Consider the following 21,836-nt stretch of genomic DNA (forward strand, 5'->3'; position numbering starts at 1 on the left):
CCGGATAGAATCGTTGCAATCAATGCTTGCTTCACTGCCCTGCCCACGATCGCCTCCTTGTGGATCAAAACAAGTCCCGACGCGGATTGGCTTGCTCCCAGACCGCCCTGGCCGTCTTGACCAGTTGGTCATCCAGCGAGCCGTTCGCCGCGATCTTCGACTTGAGTTCGCCGCGCAACTGCTTGAGCGCCGCCGTTTTTGCCTTCACTGCGAATTTCGTCAGCGTCGCCTGGGCGCCCGGCAATTCCTTGCGAAGATCAAGTGCCACCGCGAAGGCCAGATAACGTACCGCTGTCACCTGGTCGGCCTTGTCGCCCTTCTGCATTTCAAGAGCGGCGCGGTCATATGCGCCGGACTGATCGCCGCGTGCCGTGGCCAGCTCGAACAGTCTTTGCGCCTCATCGAGGTTCTCCCCTACGCCGACGCCATCGCGATACATGCGGGCGAGGCTGGCCGGAGCGTAAGGCTGGCCGAGATCCATGGCCTTCTGGAAAAGCCCTTGCGCCTGCCCGGGGTCCTTCTCGACGCCCACGCCCGCCAGGTAGTTGCGGCCGAGCAGGTTCATCGAATACATGTCCTGCCGTTCCACGCCTGCCTTGAGAAAGGCCACGGCGCGGGCCGGATCGGCGGGCACGCCATTGCGGCCTTCCGTGAAGATCGCGGCAAGATCGTTCATCGCGTAGGTATGGCCCATGGCGGCCGCCTTGAGCAGCAGGTCCAGCCCCTTGCCGGTATCGCGCTCGACGCCATAGCCGTTGAACAAGGCACGCCCCCATGACGTCATCCCGTAAGGATCGCCCTTGTCGGACGCCGCCGCGTAGAAGCTGTTGGCCTGCTTGCGGTCGATCGGCATTGCCGTTCCCGTCGCGTTGAAGTAGCCGAGTTCGAACACGGCACGGACATGGCCTTTGTCGGCTGCCGCCTGGACGGCTTTCTTGGCTTCCTCGACCTTGCCGGCCGCAAGCAGTGCCCGGCCCAGTTCGTAGCGGAAGCGGGCGACATCGGGATAGGTCTTCACCGCCGCCTCGCAGGCCTTGACCGCCTCGGCGCCGATTTCATTCGGCAGCAGGCCCGGGACGACGCCTTGCAGGTCGAGAGGCTCGCCGGCGGCCTGGTCGCATGGATCGACGCTTGGCGACAGCTTCATCGTGGCGGGCTTGGATGAGCTGCTGTCGGCGCGGATCTCGAAGCCGACCTCGACCGGCGCGGCGGCACCGATCTGGGGTTCGTAGCGCAGCTGGTCGACCTCATCGGCCATCAGGCTCGACTCCGGCGACAGCGCACGATCCGGCAGGGACAGGGTTCCCGTTGCCGGATAGCTCGCGAGTTTCAGGCTGACCGCGGGATCGTTTGTCGGGAAATCCAGCTTCAGCGGAACCGGGCCGACACCGACCGGAACGCTGATCTGACGGTTTTCGATCGCCTCGGCGGCGCCGGTGATGTGGATGCCCCGCTCCAGCACCTGCTGCTTCTGCTCGGTCTCGAGCGAGGCCACAATCTGTTCGCCCTCGGCGCCCTGGCCGTTCTTGACACGGAACACCATGATGCCCTGAGATTGGCCACCCCAATTGTCATGCGTGGCGTAGGCCAGCATGTCGACCTCTTCCGGCGCACCGACGCCCTTGGGCACATCCATCTTCAGGCGCGGCAAGTCCTTGCCCTCGATCGGTTCGCCGACCGCGACAGCCTTGCCGTCCAGCAGCAGGCGCCCAAATGCAGGCGGCCTTTCGATGCTGACGGAGATCGATCCGCCATCGACATCGACCGGTTCCGGCAGATCCAGGGCAACAGGTCCGACACCCGACGGGACGACCTTCTCAAGAACCGGCGGCAGCGAGGGCCGGTTGGCCCGGCGCATCAGGACGACTTCGTCGATGAGCGAGGAGTTTTCCCAGGGAACCTGCTTGCCGTCGGTCGCCTCGACCACATCGCGGCGCACCGCGGCCATGACCGAGCGTATCTCCTGGTTCGGCGCCAGCGCACGACGCGAGAATGCGGATGAAAACGGGCTGAGGTCTCCCGCGCCATCATAAGCGACCGCCCCCGGCTCGGTGGCAAAGGCAATCAGCGTGTTCAGCGAGCTTTTGACCTGCGCAAGACCGGTGTTGCCCGCCGTGATCAGCTGGTCCCTCAACCAATAATCCTTGCGCGGAAACGGATTGTTGCGACAGGCATCGAGGATGATCACCTGGATCTTCGATTTCGCGCGCAGTTGCTGCAGGACGTCGTCCAGCTTGACCGCCTGCACCTCTATGTCGGCCGCATTCTTCAGCGAGGCATCCACGGGGATCAGGAAATTCTCGCCGCCGATCTGAAAGCCATGGCCGGAATAGTAGACGACGGAGAGATCGGCCCCGTCCGCCGCCGCGAGGTAGTTGCGGAACTGCTCTTCGAACTGCAGCTTTGTCAGATCCTTGGCAACGAACACTTCGAAGCCGGCCAGCCGAAACGTCTTGGATACGTCCTCGGCATCCTTGTCGGGGTTCTTGAGAGCGGGGATTTCCCGGTACTCGGAATTGCCGATCACCAGGGCGACCCTTCGATCGGCCGACGCGTCGAAGCTCGTAAGGACCGCCACAAGGAAGACCGCGATCAATCCGCAAAGTCGGAGCATGGCAACTGCCTCAACCGCCGCGACCTGACGACCACAAGCTCCCCAGATTGCGGCATCAAGGTCTGTTGAAGAACTCACAATCCGCCGAGACAGGAACCGGAAAAGACCGAAAACCGTCGCAGCAGTGGGCACCTTCCTCATCCAGATGTGTAAACTACCTCAGAGGTGAAGCGTCCGCAATGAGTGTCGAACCACCTCGGCGTGGCTGTCCGGCTCCGAGGCACAACTTTTTGAAACAGAAGGGCCTGCAGGCAATCTCGTGTAGCAGCCACCTGCTACCAACGACGTGAATTTCGGCGCTACCTATTGTGAATGGCGCATCTGGCGATGGCAGTGTAGGGTTCGCTGCAAATAAGAGCGACCGTACCCACGGCATCGCCAAGCCAACGAATCTGGGAGGATTCATGGTCGAGATCATCTCCAAGCGGGACGGCCCGCGGCGCGAGGATGTTCAGGTCAAACGACTGATCGAACAGAACCGCTCGACCATCACTCGCATTGCCGACCAGATCAGCGGCGGCGGCTATTCGGCTTCGAAGAAGCCGCGCCAGCAGCCCAAGGCGGAAGGGTTGATCATCCACGTCGGCGGCAGCGCTACGACCGCCGCCGAAGCGAGCCCATCCATCCGCGTTACCATGAACGGCCGTGTGATTTCAAAGGATCAGAACACAGGCCGCCAGCTTCATCATATCGGCGACGTCCGCGCCCGAAACGGCGAGCAGATCTTCGTGCTGGCGACGAAGCAGAACGGCTTCTTCTCGCCGGTCGACGAAACCATCGCAAAGGCGCTCACCGGGCTGGACGGATCCCGGCTGAGCGCGACCTATAGCGAGGAGCAACTGGCAGCCGACATCGGCGCGAAACTCGGCATCGACTGACGGCAGGCAGTTGGGCGTCGTTGCGCACGTCCAATCCGCGACAGCATACAGAAATGGCATACCTCAAAGGTACTGTGATGACTGAATGAGACACGCGAGCGGCCCCAATCCGATGAAAACCGATGCTCTAGCGACGCATGCGTCGATGGCCACCGGACAGCTGGTTCTGGACAGGATCGACTATGATGAGCGCGCCACCATGCGCGCATGGGAGAGTTTTCTCTCCGACGAACCGACAAGCGCGCGCGATCCGGTCCACGTTCGCTCGTTGATCCACGATTCCTGGTACCGCAGCGCCACCGGCGGTATCGACGCGCAAGGCATCGAAGCGCCGCTGAACAGTGATCGCGACGAGATCGAATATCTGACCCGCGCCAATGCGGAACTGCTTTCGGCGGCGCGCCGGTCGTTCGCCTCGCTTGGCCAGTTGCTGGACGGGACAGGCGCTATGCTGGTGCTGGCCGACAGCGACGGCGTGCTGATCGACGCCATCGGCGACAAGAAGACGCTGCATGACGGCATGGATATCCACCTCGCCATCGGCGGCAAATGGAATGAGGGCGCCGTTGGAACCAACGGCATCGGCACGGCGCTGTGGACCGGTGAGCCGACTTTCGTCCATGCGGCCGAGCATTTCTGCGCCGGCATCAAATCCTGGACCTGCGCCGGCGCGCCGATCCGCGATCCGCTGGACGGCAAGATCATCGGCGTCGTCGACCTGTCGGGCTATTCGCCGATCTTCCGGCCGCACAACACAGCCCTCGTTGCCGCCACCGCCAGGCAGATCGAAAAGGCATTGGCCGAGCAGCAGCAGGAGCAGCGCACCCGTCTGCTCGAAGCCTTCATTTCATCGGCGCCCAGTTACCGCCGGAAGGACGGTTTGGTGATCGTCGATCATCGCGGCCGCGCCATCTTCTGCAACAACGTGCCCAATGGTGACACGACGGAGATGATGGACGGCCCGATGGAACCCGGCCGTGGCCGCTGGCTGATGAACCTGCCGGCCTCCGGCTCCGACACCGATCTCGCCAACGCGCTGCCGCCGCATCTGCGCTCCTGCCACGTCACGCCGCTGAAGCTCGACGGCGACCTTCGCGGCGCGGCTCTGGTGTTCCCCTCGGTGCCGGCCGTCTCCAGCATGACGGTGATCCGCCGGGAGGAGAACAAACACCTGCGGACAGCCGCGACGATGATTGTCGGCGAAAGCGAAAAATTGCTGGCCGCCGTCGATATCGCCTCCCGGGTGGCCGGGTCGAACGGTGTCACCTCTTTGCTGATCGAAGGCGAAACCGGTGTCGGCAAGGAGTTGTTCGCGCGGCTGGTCCATGCCGGCAGCCGGCGTAGCGAAAACGACCCGTTCATCGCCATGAACTGTGGCGCGATCACCAAGGAATTGTTCGGCAGCGAATTGTTCGGCCACGTCGCCGGCGCCTTTACCGGCGCTTCGCGCGACGGCAAGCCGGGCATCTTCGAACTCGCCAATGGCGGCGTGCTCAGCCTCGACGAAATCGGCGAATTGCCGCTCGAAATCCAGCCCTTCCTGTTGCGTGTGCTGGAAGAACGCGTGGTCCACCGCATCGGCGACTCCAGGGGCCGGCCGGTGGATGTGCGGCTGGTCGCCTCGACCAATCGCGACCTCAAGCAGGAGGTCGCCGCCGGACGCTTCCGCAGCGATCTCTACTACCGCATCGGCGCGGTCTCGATCCATGTCCCGGCGCTGCGCGAACGCGGTGACGACGTGCTGCTGCTGATCGAGCATTTCAACCGGCAGATCGCGAAGCTGGCCGGCAATGACCCGCTGGAGTTTTCGAACGAAGCACTCGACGCGCTGCTGGCCTATCGCTGGCCTGGCAATGTGCGCGAACTGAAGAATCTGGTCGAACGCCTGCACATCTTGTCGCGCGGCGGCACGATCGAACTCCCGGATCTTCCCGGAGAAATCAGTGCGGGCAATCGCAACGGCATCGCCACGCACGGCGACCATCCCGCAACCATGCTCGAAGCGCCGGTATGCACGTTCGAGGATGCGGAACGCCAGGCGATCAAGAATGCGCTTGCCGCGGAAAGCGGCAATCTCAGCAAGGTTGCGCTGCGGCTCGGCATTTCGCGGCCGACGCTCTACCGCAAGCTCGGCCAATACGGGATCCGGCGCGGCTTCCTCTGACAGCGGCTTCCCCTGATAAGGGGCAAAAAGAAACCCATGGCATTTGCGCCATGGGTTGGGGAATTGCGGCCGAGGCCGGTGGCCGGCCTCCGGATACCTCAGGGGACGATGACGCCGCGGCCGGTGAACCGGCGGTTCTTGAAATCGTCGAGGGCGGTGTTGATGCTGGCGAGATTGTATTCGGTGTAGTGCATCTTGACCTTGCCGTCGGCGTTGAGCTCCATCAGTTCGACAAGCTCGGTGAAATTGCCGACCAGGCTGCCGCCGATGTTGATCTCCTCGATGACGAGATGCGCGGTCGGCACATTGATGTTGCCGCCATAGCCGACGACGAACAATTGCCCGCCCTTGCGCACCATCTTCCAGCAGATGTTCTCGACACCGAGTTCGCCGACGAAGTCGATCACCACATGCGCGCCACCGCCGGTGATCTGGGCGACCTCTTCGACAACATTCGGCCCGCCATCGAGGATGAAATCGGCGCCCAGATCCTTGGCCAGCACCCGCGCCGCCGGCTCGCGGTCGACTGCGATGATGCGGCAGCCCGAGATCGCGTGCAGCGATTGCAGCGCGATGTGGCCGAGCCCACCAATGCCGAGCAGCACGCAATAACTGCCTGGCCGCAGCAGCTTGGCGGCGCGCTTGGCGGCGCGGTAGGCGGTGATGCCGGCATCGGCCAGCGGCGCCACCTCGATCGGCGTGATGTTGGCGTTCAGCTTGATCAGCGAGCGTTCGCTGGTGATGAAATATTCGGCGAAGCCGCCATTCATGCCGAGGCCGGGGAATTGGCCGTTGTCGCAATACATGTCCTCGCCATGGCGGCAATTGAGGCAGATGCCGCATGAGCGGAAGGGATGGCAGATGACCGCATCGCCACGCTTGACCGACCTGACGCCGCTGCCGACCTCCTCGACCCAGCCAGCATTTTCGTGGCCCATGATATAGGGCAACAGCGTGCCCTCGGGATCCATGGTCGGCTTCCACACGCCTTCGATGATGTGCAGGTCGGTGCGGCAGAGGCCGGCGGCTCCGACGCGCACGATCACCTCGTCAGGCGCGGTGATGGTCGGCGCCTTGACCTCCTCGATCTTGAGCTGGACGTTCATCTTCGGGTCGTATTCGTAGAGTCTGGCAGCTTTCATCGTCGTATCCCTTCAATGTAGAGATTGTCTGGGCCCAGATTGTCTGGATTGCTTCAGGCGCGGCCGAGCTTTTCGGAGCCGCCGCCACGTGCCGGACCGGCTGTCGGATCCTCATCCTCGGCGAGATCGCCAATCAGCGTTTCGGTGGTCAGGATCAGCGTCGCCACGGACGCCGCGTTGGCGAGCGCGGTGTAGGTGACGCGGACCGGATCGATGATCCCCGCCTCGAACATGTTCTGGTAGGCGCCGGTCGAGGCGTTGTAGCCGTAGCCGCCATTGATGCGGGTGACCTCGGTCACCACGGCTTCGGGATCGGCGCCGGCATTGGCGGCGATGCGCCACAGCGGGCGCGACAGCACCGAGCGCACCAGGCGCACGCCCTCGGCGACATCGCCATCGACGCCGGCCGCCACCTTGTCGAGCAGTGGCGCGATCTGGGCAAGCGCCGAGCCGCCGCCGGCGACGACGCCCTCTTCGGAGGCGGCGCGCACCGCATTCAAGGAATCCTCGATCAGCTGGATGGTCCGTTTCTGCTCGACCGGCGTGACGCCGCCGGCGTAGAGGATCGCGGTGCCGCCGGAGAGCTTGGCCAGGCGTTCGCGCAGCTTGTCCTGGTCGATATTGGGCTGCGAGGCTTCATACTGCCGCTGAACCTGAGCGCGGCGCGAGGCGATCGCCGCATGGTCGCCGCCGCCGCGGATGATCGAGGTGTAGGACGAACTGGTCTTCACCCGGTCGGCGGTGCCGAGATCCTCGGCGGTGACATCCTCGAGCCGGCCGCCGAGATCGCGCGCGATCACCTTGCCGCCAGTGATGATGGCCAGATCCTCCATCATCGCCTTGCGCCAATGGCCATATTCCGGCGGATGGACGACTAGGTATTTTCCAGGTCCCTGCTTGCCGAGCAGCGTCACCACCACTTCCGGCGACATTTCCTCGGACACGATCAGCAGCGGCCGGCCATCCTCATCGGCGATGTGGCGAACCGCGTCGAGCTGCCCGGGCTCCTTGATCTTGAGATCGGTCATCAGGATGTAGGGCCGTTCGAGAACAGCCTCCATCTTCTCCTGATCGGTCACCATGTGATGAGAGAGATATCCGCGTTCGAAGGACATGCCCTCGACGACATCGAGCGTGGTTTCGGTGGTGACGCTGAAGTCGGTGGTGATGACGCCTTCGATCCCGACGCGCTGATGGGCTTCCGCCACCAGTGCGCCAAGCTTGGCATTGGTCGCGGCGATGTTGGCGACCGACGCCAGGATGCCGTTGCCTTTGGCCGGTTTGGCGGAAGCCTTGAGCGCGGCCACCACCGCCGCCACGGCAAGGTCGATGCCCTTGCAGAGATCGACGGATTTCACGCCGCGTTCATTCGCCTCGACACCACCCTGGATCAGCGCATTGGCAAGCACGATGGCCGTCGTCGTGCCGTCGCCGGCGACCTCGTTGGTCTGCATCGACACTTCGCGGACGACTTGCGCACCCATGTTTTCGAAACGGTCGTGCAGCTCGATCTCGGAAGCGATGCTGACCCCGTCGCGGGTGACCATCGGCGTGCCGATCGGCCGGTCGATCATGGCGTTCATGCCTTTGGGGCCGAGCGTCGGCTCGACGGCGGCGGCGAGCCGGAAGACACCGCGGGCGAGCGCGCGTCGGGCGTCCGAATTGTGGAGCATTATCTTGGGCATGATTCCTCCTTCCGCCTTACGGGCGGCTTGTTGGTTGGGGGCCTCGTGCAAGGGAGGCCGTTGCTGTCAGCTCTGCTTCAGGCGCTCGGCGCGGTTCGTGCCGGCACGCGATCCATGATGAAATCGACCAGCGTCGGTTCGCCGTCGACCACATCCAGTTCCTTGTAGCGGGTCTGCTTGAGCCCCCGGCACAGCGCGCCATTGAACTCCATGTTGATGCGCACACCGCGCAGTTCGGCGAGATGGGCGCTAAGCGTGCCAGGCGGAATGCGCTGCCCTTCCCAGGTCACGAAGACCGGATCATCGGCCCTACGATCGGGAAACCGCTCGAGCAGCGCTGCCCGGTATCGCGGCTTCTGTTTGGCCGCCTCGCCCGGCTCGGGCCGCGCGACGTCGTAGGCCGGCAGGTCCATGCCGACGATTTCGCGATCGGTCAGGCCGTGCGCCTTGAGGCCGCGCAAGACCGCTTCCTGGCGCCGCTTGAAGGCCTTCATCGCAAAGGTTTCGCGCAAGCCGCCGAGATCCTGATCCTCGGCGAGCACGGCGAAGATGTCGCCGAAGCTCTTGCCTTCCGCCATGCCGCGATTGACCTCTTCCGCGAACATGTGGTCGTGCAGCTTGACGCGATAGGCCGGCGCCCAGGAGAGCTGGTCGAGCGCCTTGCGCACGCCGTCCAGCATCAGGAAGGCGAAGTTGGGCGAGCACCAGTAGGTCGGCAGGCGGAAGTCGATCTCCACGCTGCCGTCGCCCTTCACCTCGCCCCTCTCGACGAAGCCCATCTCGGTGATGGGTTCGTCGAGTTCGGGGTCGTTGACCTCACCAAGGCGCCGCCAGAGTTCGTTCTGGCGGCCGCCGGAAACGCTGGCGGTGGCCATGGCCCCTACTCCGCCGCGATGCTGAAGGGCGAGCTGGCGAGCGCCTTCTTCTTGGCTTCGACGTCGATGTTGTAGAGACGCGCGGCGTTGAGGCCGAGGATCTTCTCCTTGATCTCGTCGGTCAGCTGCACGCCGCGTTCGGCGGCGATATCTTCAGGGATCTGGTAGGCCCAGAACTTCTCGACCAGCCAGCGCGGCGTCCAGATCGCATAGTCGGAACCGAACAGGATCTTCTCCGGCCCGAGCCAGAACAGCAGTTCGGCGATAACCTCGCCGAAATAGCGCGGTCGCGCGTGGATGAAGGGCAGCGCCACGGCCAGGCCGCCATAGACATTGGTTTCCTGCGTCGCGATCCAGCAGAAATCGTCGAGACGCGGCAGGCCGCAATGCTCGACGATCCAGTTGAGGTTTTGGAAATCCGTCGCCGCGTGGTCGACGTCATGGACGTCGAACGCATCCTTCGAGAGCGGGATGATCGTCGGACCCTTGTGAACGTGGATGTTCCTGATGCCGAGCTTGTCGCAGAGTTCGAAGCATTTGTAGGCGTCGGGATCGGTGAGCTTCCACCCCTTGGAAGCGCCGTTCCACTCGGCCGTGTACATCTTCACGCCCTTGACGTTGTAGGTCTCCTTGAGGAAGTGGATGTACTCCAGCGCCTTTTCGCCATCGCGCGGATCGAAGGCGCCGTTGACGATGAAGCGCTCGGGATAGCGCTTGGCCACCTCGGCGTTGCGCTCGATGGTGTTGAAGCCGTTCTTGTAGAAGTCCTTGAGGTAGGTCGACTGGACGATCGCCACATCGTCGGGGCCGTCGATGAACAGATCGCGATAGAGATCGTCGGCGCTGTATTTCTCGAACTTGCTCTTCTCCCACAGCTGTTCCTTCGGGCTCAAGCCCGTGTGGTAGGCATAGAAGCACTCGATGAACTGCTTGCCGTGGATGTTCTTCTGGTTTTCCGGGCTGCCGTCCCAGAAATGGGTGTGGCCGTCGACCACGAAAATGTCCTTGCCTTCCGGTGTTCTGTACATGGTTGCCTCCGCAGCAATCGTGTTGATCGGTTGGGCGCGCCGCACCCGGCGGCGCGCCGGTTTTTTTGGGGGCAGCTATTCGATGTATTCGAACATCTCGTCCATGTTGCCGAACAGGATCACGGTGTTATCGTCGACACGGACCATGCGGCCGTAATGGGTGGAGGTGTTGACCTCGAAGGTCTCCGCCGACATTTCGCGGCCGAGATATTCGCCGATCGCGTCCATCTTGAAGATCAGCTTGCCGTCGCCATCGATGCGGATCAGCGCTGGCTGGTAGGTGATGGTCACCCCCGGCTTCTGCCCCATGAATTCGGCTATGGCTCTCGCCTCGACCGAGTCGTTCATGGTGACGCCGCACTGATGCGAGATCGTCTGCTCGAAGGTGATGTCCTTCATCGCCTTGAAGATATTGGAATGCGTTGCGTCGCGTGCTGCTAGTGACATGACGATTTCTCCCTGTTTCAGCGCTTGAGGCCGAGTTCGCCGAGGATCTGGCCAATCCGTTCCTCGGATTTGGCGCGGACATCGACGAAAGCGACCGGCTTGGAATGCGGCATCGACCAGATCGGCTGCAGGCCGGTGGCTGCCTTGTCGGCGAGCGCGCCGTGCTTCTTGACCCAGCCCTGGAACAGCTTCTTGTTCGCCGCGCCATGCTTCTCGTCGTTGGCGAGCATGTGGATGAGGTCGATCGTGTTGGCGAGGTTGCGCTCGTAGTCGGCCTCGGCCGCCGAAATCACCGCCGGCGTGATGAAGTCGTGGTTGGCGGCGGCGATCTGCATCAGGAAGCCGGAGCGGAACACCTCGCCGACCAGCGGCTCGAAGACGATGTTGATGGCGAAATACTGCTCGAGATAATCGGTCGCGCCCATGATGGTCTCGACCGCTTCGCGCGTGCCTTGCCAGTTCTTGTCCTCGAGCCAGGCCTTCTTGCCGAGTTCGTCGTCCCAGCCGGGCAGGTCCATGCCGATCTCGGCAAGGTAGAGCGTGATGTCCTGGGCGAGCCGGAGCTTGTAGGACGAGTTGGTCAGCGTCGCGTTGTTGATCATCTGGGTGTAGCCGTAACGCTGCGCCTGCATCAGCGAGGTGCCGAGCCCGAATTCGGCGTGTTTCCAGGCGCCGAGCTGGGTCTGTAGGATCTTCACCCAGGCCTTGTCGAAGGTTTTCGGCGCGCCCGACTTGCGGGCATTGTTGATGACGCTCTGCACCATCGTCTCGATCTTCGACTGGCGCTGGTAGTGCGTGCGCTCCCACTCCTGGTCGGGAGCGCGGAAGGCATGCCAGTTGGAGCTCTGGGCGGCGGTGTTCTGCTTGACATAGGCGCCCTTGCCGTCGGCGAAGGAGATGATCCAGTCCTGGATCAGATAGCGTTCCGGATCGGGCTGAACGTCGACCGTCATGTCCTCATAGTGGGTGGCACGCTGGCCTTTCGGCTCGAAATACCGGTATTTCCGGCTGTCGGAGTCGGCGAAGATCGCAGCACCGGCGGCTCCGGATCCGACTGAACTCGAGGTTGCAGGCATAGTCTCTCTCCCTTGTTGCGATTGTAGTTGGCTGTGCGTCGACCGCCCTCAATGGGCCGGCGTTGCACCCGCCGATGTGGTGAACTTGTCGAAGAAGATCCGCTCGGTTTCGAAGCCGTTCATGAACAGCACCGGCTGCAGCGCATCGATCATCGGCGGCGGGCCACAGGCATGGACATCGCCCTGCCCGTCGACCGCCAGTTGCTTGAGCTTGGCGTCGACGCTCTGGTGCACGAAGCCACGCTCGCCCTGCCATTCGGCGTCGTCATTGGCGTGCGACAGCACGGGAATGAAGGTGACGTCGGAATGATTGCCGACCAGCTCGGCGATCCTGTCGAGATAGAACAGGTCGTTGCGGGTGCGGGCGCCGTAGAAGAAATAGACCGGACGCTTCTCGCCGCTCTTGAGGTGATCGTTGAGGATCGACCAGATCGGCGACATGCCCGAGCCGGCGCCGACCAGGATTAGAGGTCCTTGCCGTTCGTCGCGGCGGAAACAGGTTCCGTAAGGTCCGACGACGGTGACTTCGGCTCCGGCCCTGATGCCTCCGGAATCGAGTTCTCCCGAGAACTTTCCCTCAGGGTATTTTTTGATGATGAAGGAGAGTTTTTGGGTTTGGTCCGGCGTATTTGCCATGGAGAACGAGCGCGTAATCGTCTCCCCTTTTTGCGTGGTAACCGTGATGTCGACATATTGCCCCGCCCAGAACTTCATTGGGGAGCCGAGTTCGATCTCGATGCCGCGAATGTCGTGGGTCAGTTGCTCGATGCGAGCAATCCGGCCCTTGTACGTTTTCACGGCGATCGCTTTCGCCAGAATCTCCTCGTCGTAGTTGAGAAGCTCGACTTCCAGGTCGGAGTAGGCGATGCAGCGGCACAACAGCACGTGCCCGCTTTCCTTCTCCATGTCGTTCAGGGCGAAGGTCGAGTATTTCAGCATGTCGACCTCGCCTTCGAGCAACACGCTTTTGCAGGCCGAGCATTGCCCTTCCTTGCAGCCGTGCGGCAGGGCGATGCCCTGACGGAAAGCGGCGTTGAGCACCGTTTCGCCATTCTCGACCTCGAATTCGACGCCGACCGGGCTGAGCCTGACCGTGTGGGTTTCCGACATACGGACCTCCAGTGAAAGGAAGGGGCGGGACGAACCCGCCCCCCTTTGGCCTGATCAGTTGCAGGGATTGATCGTGAAGCCGGCCCGGTATTCAGCCAGGTGCTTCTCACGATCGGCGGGCGACATGGCGCGCAGCGCGTTGAGCGGCGATCCGAGCGTGTTGCCGCGCACATCGTCGAGCGTCCACATTTCCTTGTCGTCGAAGCGCAGATGCGGCTGCGGGACCAGCGTCTTGCCGTCGGAGCGGACGAAGTTCAGGTCCTTGATGGCGTCGGCCAGGTCCCAGCCGTCATAGAGCGTCTCCCATTCGCGCTTGCCGCTGAAGCGGCCCATCGCGGGCGTCGGACGGCCCTGATACTCGTCGGCGAAGGCGACCGTTGCGGTCCAGCGGTCGAGTTCGTGGGCGAAGGTGTAGAGTTCGCCATTGATCTCGCCGACCACCATGTCCTCGCGGATCAGGCAAGGGACGAGGCACGACCAGCAGCGGTGCGGATAGACGTAGCCGACATCGCTGTTGAACAGCAGCACCTTCTCGCCCTTGTGGCTGAGCTTGGCGTACCATTTCCAGAAGTCGCCGAACTCGGCGTACCAACCTGGGTACTTATGCTCGAACCACTCGAAGTCCTTGTCGGTCTGGGCTTCGATGCGCCAGAAATTGACCGGCCAGCCGACCGCGAAGAACTGGCCGACCTTGTGGACGTAATTCTTCTTGGTGATGCGTTCCCAGGCTGCCTGGACGTCGTCGTGATGGACCTTGATGCCGTATTTCTCGAGCGGCAGCATGTAGGTGCGGTAGTAGTCCTCATAGATCCAGCGGTGCCACATCTCCGCGTAAGACTCCTTGTTCTTGTCGCGGTTGGTGGTGCCGTATTCGATAAAGGTGCCGATGGCCGCATCGACGATCGCGTGGTTCTGCCAGAAGGCGTAACGCAGGTCGCGCTCGAGCAAGAGGTGGTTTTCGGGCTCCTTGAGCGCCGCCATCAGCAGCGAGTGGCCATTGCCGATATGCCGGCTTTCGTCGGACTGCACCGACAGGAAGACGGTCGGCAGCGCATAGTCACCGTTGCGGGCGGCTTCCGAAGGCATGGCGACGAACAGCGTGTTGGTGAAGGCGGTCTCGGCGACCACGGTCAGATACATGCAGGCGGCGGTCATCGTGTCGCCGGTGATGAAGCCTTCGGCGAACTGTCGGCCGATGGTGGTGGCGTAGCATTTTCCGAAGGCTTCCTCGGTGATGTCGAAGCCGGCCGGATCGATGTAGTTCTCCATGTACCATTTCTTCAGATTCATCTGGATCGTCGAGTGACGGAACTCGTCGATCATCTGCATGGTGAAGCCGGTTCTGAGTTCCTCGCCAGGTGCAATGCGGGCGACCATCGCCATCGAGCGGGCGGCGGAGATTTCCGGGAAGGGAATGATGGCCAGGAAGAGCTTCATCCACTCGACCCAGCGCGGTTCGACGTTGCGGAACATGTCTCCGCGCAAGGCCGCATCGAGCGCACCGTAGACGCGGTTGTCCTTCTCTTCCTGCATGGGGAAGTAGGACCGCAAGACCTGCTTCATCGGGTCGCGCGGCGTCTTGTTGATCTTGTAGTCGGTCGGAAACGTCATCGCTTCCTGGACGTAGGAAGGATTCCAGCCGAGATCGGCAATCTTCTTGGTCGCCTCGCCGACGGAGATGCCGCGTTGCGAGGTAATCTTGTTGAGCGTCAGAGACGTCATGGTCATAAGCCTCCACCAGGTTTGAGCCGCAGGTCCCTTGACCCCGGCATGAAGCGGCAAAGCACCGCCAGTGAGAGTGCGAGCGGCATGACAAAGGGTTGCGCGCCGAGGCGCGACCCGAGGTCCGGCCGTTCAAGTGGATCGGGGCAAAGGTTTCGAGGCGTCTGGCAGGGAGCCGCGGCGCCAACCGCAATTGCGATGGGCGTATCGAAGCGGTCCTGCTTTCCTCCGTTCCTTCGTTCTTTTGGCACCGCGTCAAGCGCGATGGGCTTCTTGTGAAAATGAACAAAGCAAGCGCCGTGCCAGTTTTGAAATGGCGCCCGTGACCGGTTCTCAAAACAAGATCGTAGTTCTTTCGGCGCGATACCCGGTATCCAACTGTAACATTCTTTTACAGATGTAATTTACGGCTGTAATATTCTACATATATTCGCATGTGCAATATATTTAGTTAGCAGTCGCAGCAAATATCAAAAATCATATTGTCTGTTTAACTCTTGGTCTTTCCGAACTATTTGAAGGCGACGGCCCATCGATGGGCTTTGCGCTGGAGAAAGACCATGCCAAACGACAAGGACAGCCGAGGATCACCCGGGCCAATGTCCAGCCATGCCGACGGCGTCACCGGCGATCTCGTCAAGCTGATGCCCCGCGATCTGGTCTTCGTCATGCGCTTCATGGGCGAGAGCCAGCATCGCCTGCAGAGCCACTTCCAGGACTTCATCCGGGCCGAGCTTGCCGCAGGCGGCGTCACCACGGAGACGCATCCGATGATCCATCTGTTCATCGAAAGCCACGCGATCCTGCTGCGTGACTTCGTATTCTCCGGCGTTTCGCTGACGCGCCAGTTCCGTGTCGAGGAGATCGAACGCCTGACCGGTGACACCACATCGATGATCCGCGTCGACATCTGGGACCAGCTCAAGAGCCACATCGAGACGGCCGAAAAACAGTTCCAGTCGCAGGCCGGCACACTGCCCAAATTGCTGTCGGCTTTCGAAAAACCGCAGGGATCTTCGGGGAGCGAAACATGACCAAAGCATCCGACACTGCCCAGCGTGACGCGCTGCTCGCTCGCCGGCTCGATCTCGTCGCCAGCGTCTCGGCGCTTACCGCGGAGGCCCTGCGCCTCAATCAGAAACGCGCCGGTATCGAGATGGACGTGCTGCGCCTGGAGCTGGAAATCGGTCGAAGCGGCGCCAGCGCGCAACTGGTGCGGGACTTGCATGAGGCAGAAGGGAGCGCGATGGCGATCATGCAGGCATGCGCGGCTTGCGAGGATCGCATCCTGGCGGCCGAAGGCGATGTCGAGGACGTCGATCGCCGACTGGCCGCAACGGCGAACGAGACCTGACGGGAGAGACAGCATGAACCAGCAGACGATGCAGAACCTGACCTTGTTCGATCTCTTGGGCCGCAGTTGGCAGCGGCAGGCGGCGATCGCCGATCTGCGCTTCAACGCCGACGGTTCGGCTGTCGCTTTCACTTGCGTTGACGGGACCGTCGCCATTGCCGCGGTCGCGGATCACGAGCCGCCGGAAGCGCGGATCAGGGTGAGCAACGATCTCGGCCAGACGACGATCCGCCCCAGGGAAAAGCCCCCGGTGCCATTGATTGCCACGGCAGCATTCGCTGACGGCGATATCCCACTCGCCGTCTATGGCGATTCCGGCTTTCTGGCCGGCGGGGCCAGCGGCGAGGTGCTGCATCTGACCGCCGGCGGTGACGCCGCGGGCGCTCTGCTCAAGATCGAGGGACCGGTCGCCGCCATCGACCACAGCGCCAAAGCGGGCAAGACAGCCGTCGCCAACGGGCACGATGTCTTCCTGTCGCACGGCCAAGGCGATGCCGTGCGACTGGAACGCGATGTGGCATCATCGACAGATGCCCTCGCCTTCTCGCCAGGTGGGCGGCGCCTTGCCTGCGGCCTTGATGAAGGGCTGTCGGTCTGGGCGGCCGAAGGCGACGCGGCCTTGATACGGAACATCCCCCTTTCCGCACGCCCGGTGTCGATCCGCTGGAGCAGAGACGGCACCTGGCTGGCTTGCGGGCTCGAAGCCGGCGGCTTTGCCCTGGTCAGCCTTGCCGAGGGCCGCGCCGACATCGTCGCGGGCTTTCCATCGCCGGTCCGCACCGTGTGCTGGAGCCAGCCGGCGAATGCGCTGTTTGCCTCGGGCGCTTTTCGAATCGCCGGCTGGTCGATGACCGCCCCGCCTGTTGACGGCGAAACCTCCGGCGCCCTGGAGACGGGCCGCGCCGGGCTGGTTCTGGTCGAGGCGGTGGCGGCGCACCCGGAAAAGAAGCTGATTGCCGCGGGCTACGCCAACGGCCGGATCACCATCGCCCAGATCGGCGGGCGGGACGAACTCCTGGTCAGGCCCCTGGGCAGCGCCGTCACAGCTCTCGCCTGGTCCGGCGACGGACGGCACCTGGCAATGGGGTCTGTCGATGGCACCGCCGCAATCGTCACTTTTCCCGCGCAGATGTTCAAATAGCGGACGCCGTCCGCAGATACAGGAGGATAAAATGCAGACCGAACTCACCCCAGAGGACAAGAGCAAGGACGAATTTTTCGAGCGGCTGGCCGAGTTGTCGCAAGAAATGGTGGCCAAGCATGGCAAGGATTTCAGCATGGGCGCGCTGGTGCTCGCCGCCCGCTGGATCGCCGAAAACCGCGTCGGCAAGCTGAAGACCAACTAAGGCTTGTTGAGATTCAGGTCAGGCCGAGCCGAAAATGGTGGCTTTCGAGAACCGGAGCGGAGCGGACATCCGGGTCCGGGAGCACCGGAAGCGCGGAAAGCCGCCGTTTGCAGGCCGGCATCACCTGAATCTCAACACACCTTAGACCGCCGCAGGAAATATTTGAGGCTTCACCAACAATCGGGATCAATCGAGCGATTTTTTGCAGCTCGCGACATTTTGATGGCGCGCTCAGTCCGTCTCGCAATGTGAGCGCGGGCATCCACTCGATTCCTGCCGAGTTTCCGGCTAGCTTGGGTGCTAGATGGCTCAGTTCCGGTGGGTGAATCACAGTCAGATCGACCGTCAAGAGATTGACGGGCAGCACCTTTGGTCTCCCAGGACCGAGAGCAATCGCGCGCGAAGTGAGGTCTACGACAATATGCGCCGTGCGACGCCCGGCGCCACTTTCAGTAACGAGGCGCTTTGTCGCGGCGGCTCGAATAGCTTGACCTTTGAAGTGATTAATAAGCTTGGACGACATTGTCGAACGTCGTATAGCGGACGACGATCAGCTTGAAGGCACTATCAGGAAGAGCGTCATCCTTGGACCGTTTGGTTGTACAACTTGAAATTGCGGCCTGATGTTCAAAACAGGTCAGTCGGCCCGTGAGGGTGGTTTCGAAGCCTGCGGGTCGCCCACGACCCTCAAAGCGAGAGTTCTAAAAGACGTTCAACAATGACCCAGCACGCACAAGACGCTCGAATTCTCATGTACAGCCACGACACGTTCGGGCTCGGCCACTTGCAGCGCTGCCGGACGATCGCGCATTCGCTGGTCGAGGATTTCCGCGGACTTCAGGTGCTTATCATTTCGGGTGCGACCATCGCTGGCGCCTTCGACTACCGCGCCCGCGTCGACTTCGTGAAGATCCCCAGCGTCATCAAGTTGCGCAACGGCGAATACACCTCGCTGGAAAAGGATATCGATCTGCATGAGACGCTAAGGATGCGCCAGTCGATCATCCGCCACACAGCCGAGACCTTCCGGCCGGATATCTTCATCGTCGACAAGGAACCGCTCGGCCTGCGCGGTGAGATTGAGGACACGCTGTCCTACCTCAAGACGCGGGGCACCACGCTCGTGCTTGGCCTGCGCGAGGTGATGGACGCGCCGCATCTGCTCGAAGCCGAGTGGGCACGCAGGGATGTGATGCGCAAGATAGGCCTGTTCTACGACAAGGTCTGGGTCTATGGCCCGCCGGATTTCTACGATCCGTTGACCGGCCTGGATGTGCCGCCGGCGGTCAGGGCAAAGATGAGGTTCCTCGGTTTCCTGCAACGGAGCCTGCAGCGGAACGAGTTGCCCGGCCACCGGCCCGAGGGCGACTATATCCTCGTCACCACCGGCGGCGGCGGCGACGGCGCCGAACTGATCCACGACGTCATCGACGCCTATCAGCAGGATCCGCAACTGCAGCACAGGGCGCTGATCGTGCTTGGGCCCTATATGCCGGCGCGCAAGCGCAACAAGCTGCTCAAGAAGGGGGCCAAGATCCCCTACGTCAAGATCATCGAGTTCGACAACCGCATGGAAGACCTGATTGCCGGCGCCAAGGCGGTGGTGGCGATGGGCGGCTACAACACCTATTGCGAGATACTGTCTTTCGACAAGCCGGCGCTGATCGTGCCGCGCGTCACGCCCCGCGAGGAACAGCTGATCCGCGCTCGGCGCGCGGCCGAACTTGGCCTCGTCGAGATGCTTTTGCCGGAAGAAGCCAAGGATTCCCAGCGGTTTGCCGATGCACTGAAGGTGCTTTCGGACCGGCCTCGCCCATCGCAGAGCAATCCGCATCTGACGTTGGAAGGGCTGCCTCATATTTCCGAAATCGTCGCGGAGCTGCTCGACCGGCGGGCCGGCCATCACCTGTCGGTCATTGAAGGCATGAACTGAATTGCAACATCGCAAGATCGTCGTGGTTCTGAAGGGCTATCCGCGACTGTCGGAAACCTTCATCGCGCAGGAACTGCTCGGTCTGGAGCGTGCGGGGTTCGACCTGATACTCGTCGCGCTCAGGCGGCCTACCGACGCAAAACGCCACCCCGTGCATGACGAGATCAAAGCGCCCGTCCACTATCTGCCGGAATATCTGCATCAAGAGCCGCTGCGCGTGGTTCGCTCGCTGTTTGCTTGTCTGCCGCGGCCGGGCTTCTGGCGCGCGCTCGGATCGCTGGCTGCCGATATCCCCCGCGACTTTACGCGCAATCGCGTACGCCGCTTCGGGCAAGCCCTTGTGCTGGCGGCTGAATGGCCTGAAGACGCGGGATGGTTGCATGCACATTTCGCGCACACGCCGGCATCGGTGACGCGCTATGCCAGCCAGCTTCGTGGCCTGCCGTGGAGTTGCTCGGCCCATGCCAAGGACATCTGGACTTCGGCGGATTGGGATCTGGCCGGCAAGCTTTCCTCGGCGCGCTGGACGGTCACTTGCACGAAAACCGGTTTCGACCGTCTGAAAGCACTGGCCAACGGCAATTCGCCTGTGCATCTGAGCTATCATGGGCTCGACCTTGATCGCTTCGGAAGTTTTAGCGAGGCGCGGAAACAGCATGACGGCTCGGCGCCGGGCGAACCGGTTGTCGTTTTGAGTGTCGGGCGCGCCGTTGCAAAGAAGGGCTACGATACGTTGCTGGAGGCCCTTGCCCTCTTGCCTGGTGATTTGGCGTGGCGTTTCGAGCATGTCGGCGGCGGCGAGGAACTGGAACGGCTCAAGGCGTTGGCGCGAAAGCTCGGACTGGATGGCCGCGTCTCCTGGAAAGGTGCGCTGGCGCAAAAGGAGGTGCTTGAGCACTACCGAGGCGCCGACATTTTCGCCCTCGCCTGCAGGATCACCGCCGATGGCGACCGGGACGGCCTGCCGAATGTTCTGGTGGAGGCGGCCAGCCAGCGGCTTGCCTGCGTGTCGACCGATATTTCCGGCGTGCCGGAGCTTTTATCGCCCGAGGAAACCGGGCTGCTGGTTCCGACGGAAAACCCGATTGCTCTGGCACAGGCGCTGGAGCGCCTGATCCGTGATCCCATGCTGCGCGCCCGCCTGGGCGACGCCGCGGAGCGGCGCGTGCGAAGCAATTTCGATCATACGGCAAGCATTGGACAGCTCAAGCAACTGTTCCAGCAGGAGTGGCGGGCTGCCGAATGAAGCAGCTGCGCGCTTTCTTCTATGTCCAGCACCTGCTCGGCATCGGCCATCTCGCGCGCGCCAGCCGCATTGCGGCGGCCCTGGTCGATGACGGGTTCGACGTCACTGTCGTGACCGGCGGGGCGTCGATCGCGGGGTTTCCGGGACCAGGGGTAAAATCTGTAGCCCTGCCACCCGTCACCTCCGGCGATGAAGGATTTTCCGGACTGGTCGACCTAAAGGGCAAACCCATCGACGATGATTTCAAGACATTGCGTTCTGGGATGCTGCTGCAGGCATTCCGCGATTGCAGGCCTGACATCGTCATCATCGAGGCGTTTCCATTTGGACGCCGGCAGATGCGTTTCGAACTCTTGCCGCTGATCGAGGCCATTGAGGCGGCGTCGCCCAGGCCGCTGCTGGCGACGTCGGTCCGCGATATCCTTCAGGAGCGCGTCAAGCCGGGCCGAAACGAGGAAACGGTCGATCTCATCAACAGGCATTTCGATCTTGTCATGGTCCACGGCGATCCAGCTTTCGCGACCATCGACAGGACATTTCCACTGGCTGGGGCGATCAAGGCCGAGATCACTTACACAGGGCTCGTTGCCGCGCCGCCGCCGCCCGCGGTCTCCGAGCGCTTCGACGTCCTGGTGTCGGTTGGCGGCGGGGCTGCCGGAAAGAGCCTTGTCAACGCCACCATCGCAGCGGCGCGGAATGCCGACAACGGTTGGAAATGGTGCCTGATTACCGGCCCAAACCTGCCGAAAGACGAGTTTGACGCGATCACACGCGATGCCACGCCGGGCCTGTCCATCTTCCGGTTCCGCGAGGATTTCGCCAGCCTGCTGACCGGCGCCCGCCTGTCGGTCTCGCAGGCAGGTTACAACACGGTCTGCGATGTCCTGCGCGCGGGTTGTCGCTCCTTGCTGGTTCCATTCGCAGCCGGCGGCGAAACCGAACAGACAGTTCGCGCCCTGATGCTCGAAGAACTCGGTCTTGCAACGGTGCTGACCGAAAACGACCTGACGCCTGAGGGCTTGGCGCGAGCGATCGAACAGGCACTTGTGGGACCGATGCCATCCGCGCACCGTCTCGACCTGGAAGGCGCGCGTCACTCGGCGCAGATCCTGCGCGAGCGGTATCGAACATGGTCCCTGGAAATGGGGGCTGGTTTCGGAAAGGCGCATGATCAAACAGCCGATGGATCCTAAACGGCCCTGTCGGCTTTCACACG

The 21,836-nt window shown here is 62.5% G+C and carries 19 protein-coding genes; 9 read left to right on the forward strand and 10 right to left on the reverse strand.

Features of this window, described 5'->3' with window-relative positions:
* Positions 1–64 precede the first annotated feature (64 nt).
* On the reverse strand, positions 65–2,614 hold the full coding sequence (locus JN279_RS31455; RefSeq protein WP_202351135.1) for a caspase family protein: 2,550 nt from the start codon (positions 2,612–2,614) through the stop codon (positions 65–67).
* Positions 2,615–3,018: 404 nt separating this feature from the next.
* On the opposite strand from JN279_RS31455, the gene JN279_RS31460 reads away from it, so the two are divergent.
* Both JN279_RS31460 and JN279_RS31465 read left to right on the forward strand, forming a co-directional pair.
* Positions 3,019–3,492, forward strand: coding sequence for a hypothetical protein (locus JN279_RS31460; protein WP_202351136.1), 474 nt, complete (start codon positions 3,019–3,021; stop codon positions 3,490–3,492).
* Between the two features lie 145 nt (positions 3,493–3,637).
* Positions 3,638–5,656, forward strand: coding sequence for a sigma-54-dependent Fis family transcriptional regulator (locus tag JN279_RS31465; RefSeq protein ID WP_244734207.1), 2,019 nt, complete (start codon positions 3,638–3,640; stop codon positions 5,654–5,656).
* A 98-nt stretch (positions 5,657–5,754) separates the two neighbouring features.
* On the opposite strand, the gene JN279_RS31470 is transcribed toward JN279_RS31465, so the two are convergent.
* The 8 genes from JN279_RS31470 to JN279_RS31505 all read right to left on the reverse strand — a co-directional run bounded on the left by JN279_RS31470 (position 5,755) and on the right by JN279_RS31505 (position 14,747).
* Entirely contained in the window at positions 5,755–6,798 is a 1,044-nt protein-coding gene (locus JN279_RS31470) for an NAD(P)-dependent alcohol dehydrogenase (RefSeq protein ID WP_136619350.1), read from the reverse strand.
* Between the two features lie 53 nt (positions 6,799–6,851).
* Complete coding sequence (gene groEL, locus JN279_RS31475; protein WP_202351138.1) at positions 6,852–8,483, reverse strand: molecular chaperone GroEL; 1,632 nt, start codon at positions 8,481–8,483, stop codon at positions 6,852–6,854.
* Positions 8,484–8,560: 77 nt separating this feature from the next.
* Positions 8,561–9,358, reverse strand: a complete 798-nt coding sequence (locus JN279_RS31480; protein ID WP_202351139.1) for an iron-sulfur cluster assembly protein — start codon at positions 9,356–9,358, stop codon at positions 8,561–8,563.
* Between the two features lie 5 nt (positions 9,359–9,363).
* Positions 9,364–10,386, reverse strand: a complete 1,023-nt coding sequence (locus JN279_RS31485) for an amidohydrolase family protein (RefSeq protein WP_202351140.1) — start codon at positions 10,384–10,386, stop codon at positions 9,364–9,366.
* A gap of 75 nt (positions 10,387–10,461) precedes the next feature.
* Positions 10,462–10,833: an MmoB/DmpM family protein gene (locus JN279_RS31490; protein ID WP_115144041.1), complete on the reverse strand. Its 372-nt coding sequence runs from the start codon at positions 10,831–10,833 to the stop codon at positions 10,462–10,464.
* Positions 10,834–10,850: 17 nt separating this feature from the next.
* Positions 10,851–11,909 (reverse strand): aromatic/alkene monooxygenase hydroxylase subunit beta, encoded by a 1,059-nt coding sequence (locus tag JN279_RS31495; RefSeq protein ID WP_096455126.1) that lies wholly within the window; start codon positions 11,907–11,909, stop codon positions 10,851–10,853.
* A 48-nt stretch (positions 11,910–11,957) separates the two neighbouring features.
* Positions 11,958–13,019, reverse strand: a complete 1,062-nt coding sequence (locus JN279_RS31500; protein ID WP_111547140.1) for an NADH:ubiquinone reductase (Na(+)-transporting) subunit F — start codon at positions 13,017–13,019, stop codon at positions 11,958–11,960.
* A gap of 54 nt (positions 13,020–13,073) precedes the next feature.
* Positions 13,074–14,747, reverse strand: coding sequence for an aromatic/alkene/methane monooxygenase hydroxylase/oxygenase subunit alpha (locus JN279_RS31505; protein WP_202351141.1), 1,674 nt, complete (start codon positions 14,745–14,747; stop codon positions 13,074–13,076).
* Positions 14,748–15,301: 554 nt separating this feature from the next.
* On the opposite strand from JN279_RS31505, the gene JN279_RS31510 reads away from it, so the two are divergent.
* From JN279_RS31510 to JN279_RS31525, 4 genes are read left to right on the forward strand one after another with little or no spacing between them, the layout of a single operon-like run.
* Entirely contained in the window at positions 15,302–15,775 is a 474-nt protein-coding gene (locus tag JN279_RS31510; protein WP_096455120.1) for a hypothetical protein, read from the forward strand.
* The gene (locus tag JN279_RS31515) at positions 15,772–16,095 is read left to right on the forward strand and encodes a hypothetical protein (protein ID WP_096455118.1); all 324 of its coding nucleotides are present in this window, start codon (positions 15,772–15,774) and stop codon (positions 16,093–16,095) included. The genes JN279_RS31510 and JN279_RS31515 overlap by 4 nt, the downstream gene beginning before the upstream one ends.
* 13 nt (positions 16,096–16,108) lie before the next feature.
* The gene (locus tag JN279_RS31520) at positions 16,109–17,236 is read left to right on the forward strand and encodes a WD40 repeat domain-containing protein (RefSeq protein ID WP_096455116.1); all 1,128 of its coding nucleotides are present in this window, start codon (positions 16,109–16,111) and stop codon (positions 17,234–17,236) included.
* Positions 17,237–17,267: 31 nt separating this feature from the next.
* On the forward strand, positions 17,268–17,441 hold the full coding sequence (locus JN279_RS31525; protein WP_202351142.1) for a hypothetical protein: 174 nt from the start codon (positions 17,268–17,270) through the stop codon (positions 17,439–17,441).
* 13 nt (positions 17,442–17,454) lie between these two features.
* Here JN279_RS31525 and JN279_RS31530 read toward each other — a convergent pair whose 3' ends face one another.
* Positions 17,455–17,964 carry a hypothetical protein gene (locus tag JN279_RS31530; protein ID WP_202353896.1) on the reverse strand — a complete coding sequence of 170 codons (510 nt, stop codon included), beginning with the start codon at positions 17,962–17,964 and terminating at the stop codon, positions 17,455–17,457.
* Positions 17,965–18,159: 195 nt separating this feature from the next.
* On the opposite strand from JN279_RS31530, the gene JN279_RS31535 reads away from it, so the two are divergent.
* From JN279_RS31535 to JN279_RS31545, 3 genes are read left to right on the forward strand one after another with little or no spacing between them, the layout of a single operon-like run.
* Positions 18,160–19,374: a glycosyltransferase family protein gene (locus tag JN279_RS31535; protein ID WP_096455114.1), complete on the forward strand. Its 1,215-nt coding sequence runs from the start codon at positions 18,160–18,162 to the stop codon at positions 19,372–19,374.
* Position 19,375: 1 nt separating this feature from the next.
* The gene (locus JN279_RS31540; RefSeq protein WP_096455112.1) at positions 19,376–20,620 is read left to right on the forward strand and encodes a glycosyltransferase; all 1,245 of its coding nucleotides are present in this window, start codon (positions 19,376–19,378) and stop codon (positions 20,618–20,620) included.
* Positions 20,617–21,813 carry a glycosyltransferase family protein gene (locus JN279_RS31545; protein WP_096455110.1) on the forward strand — a complete coding sequence of 399 codons (1,197 nt, stop codon included), beginning with the start codon at positions 20,617–20,619 and terminating at the stop codon, positions 21,811–21,813. The genes JN279_RS31540 and JN279_RS31545 overlap by 4 nt, the downstream gene beginning before the upstream one ends.
* Positions 21,814–21,836: the final 23 nt, after the last annotated feature.

It is taken from the genome of Mesorhizobium sp. 113-1-2, from assembly GCF_016756475.1.
GTDB classification, from domain to species: domain Bacteria; phylum Pseudomonadota; class Alphaproteobacteria; order Rhizobiales; family Rhizobiaceae; genus Mesorhizobium; species Mesorhizobium loti_C.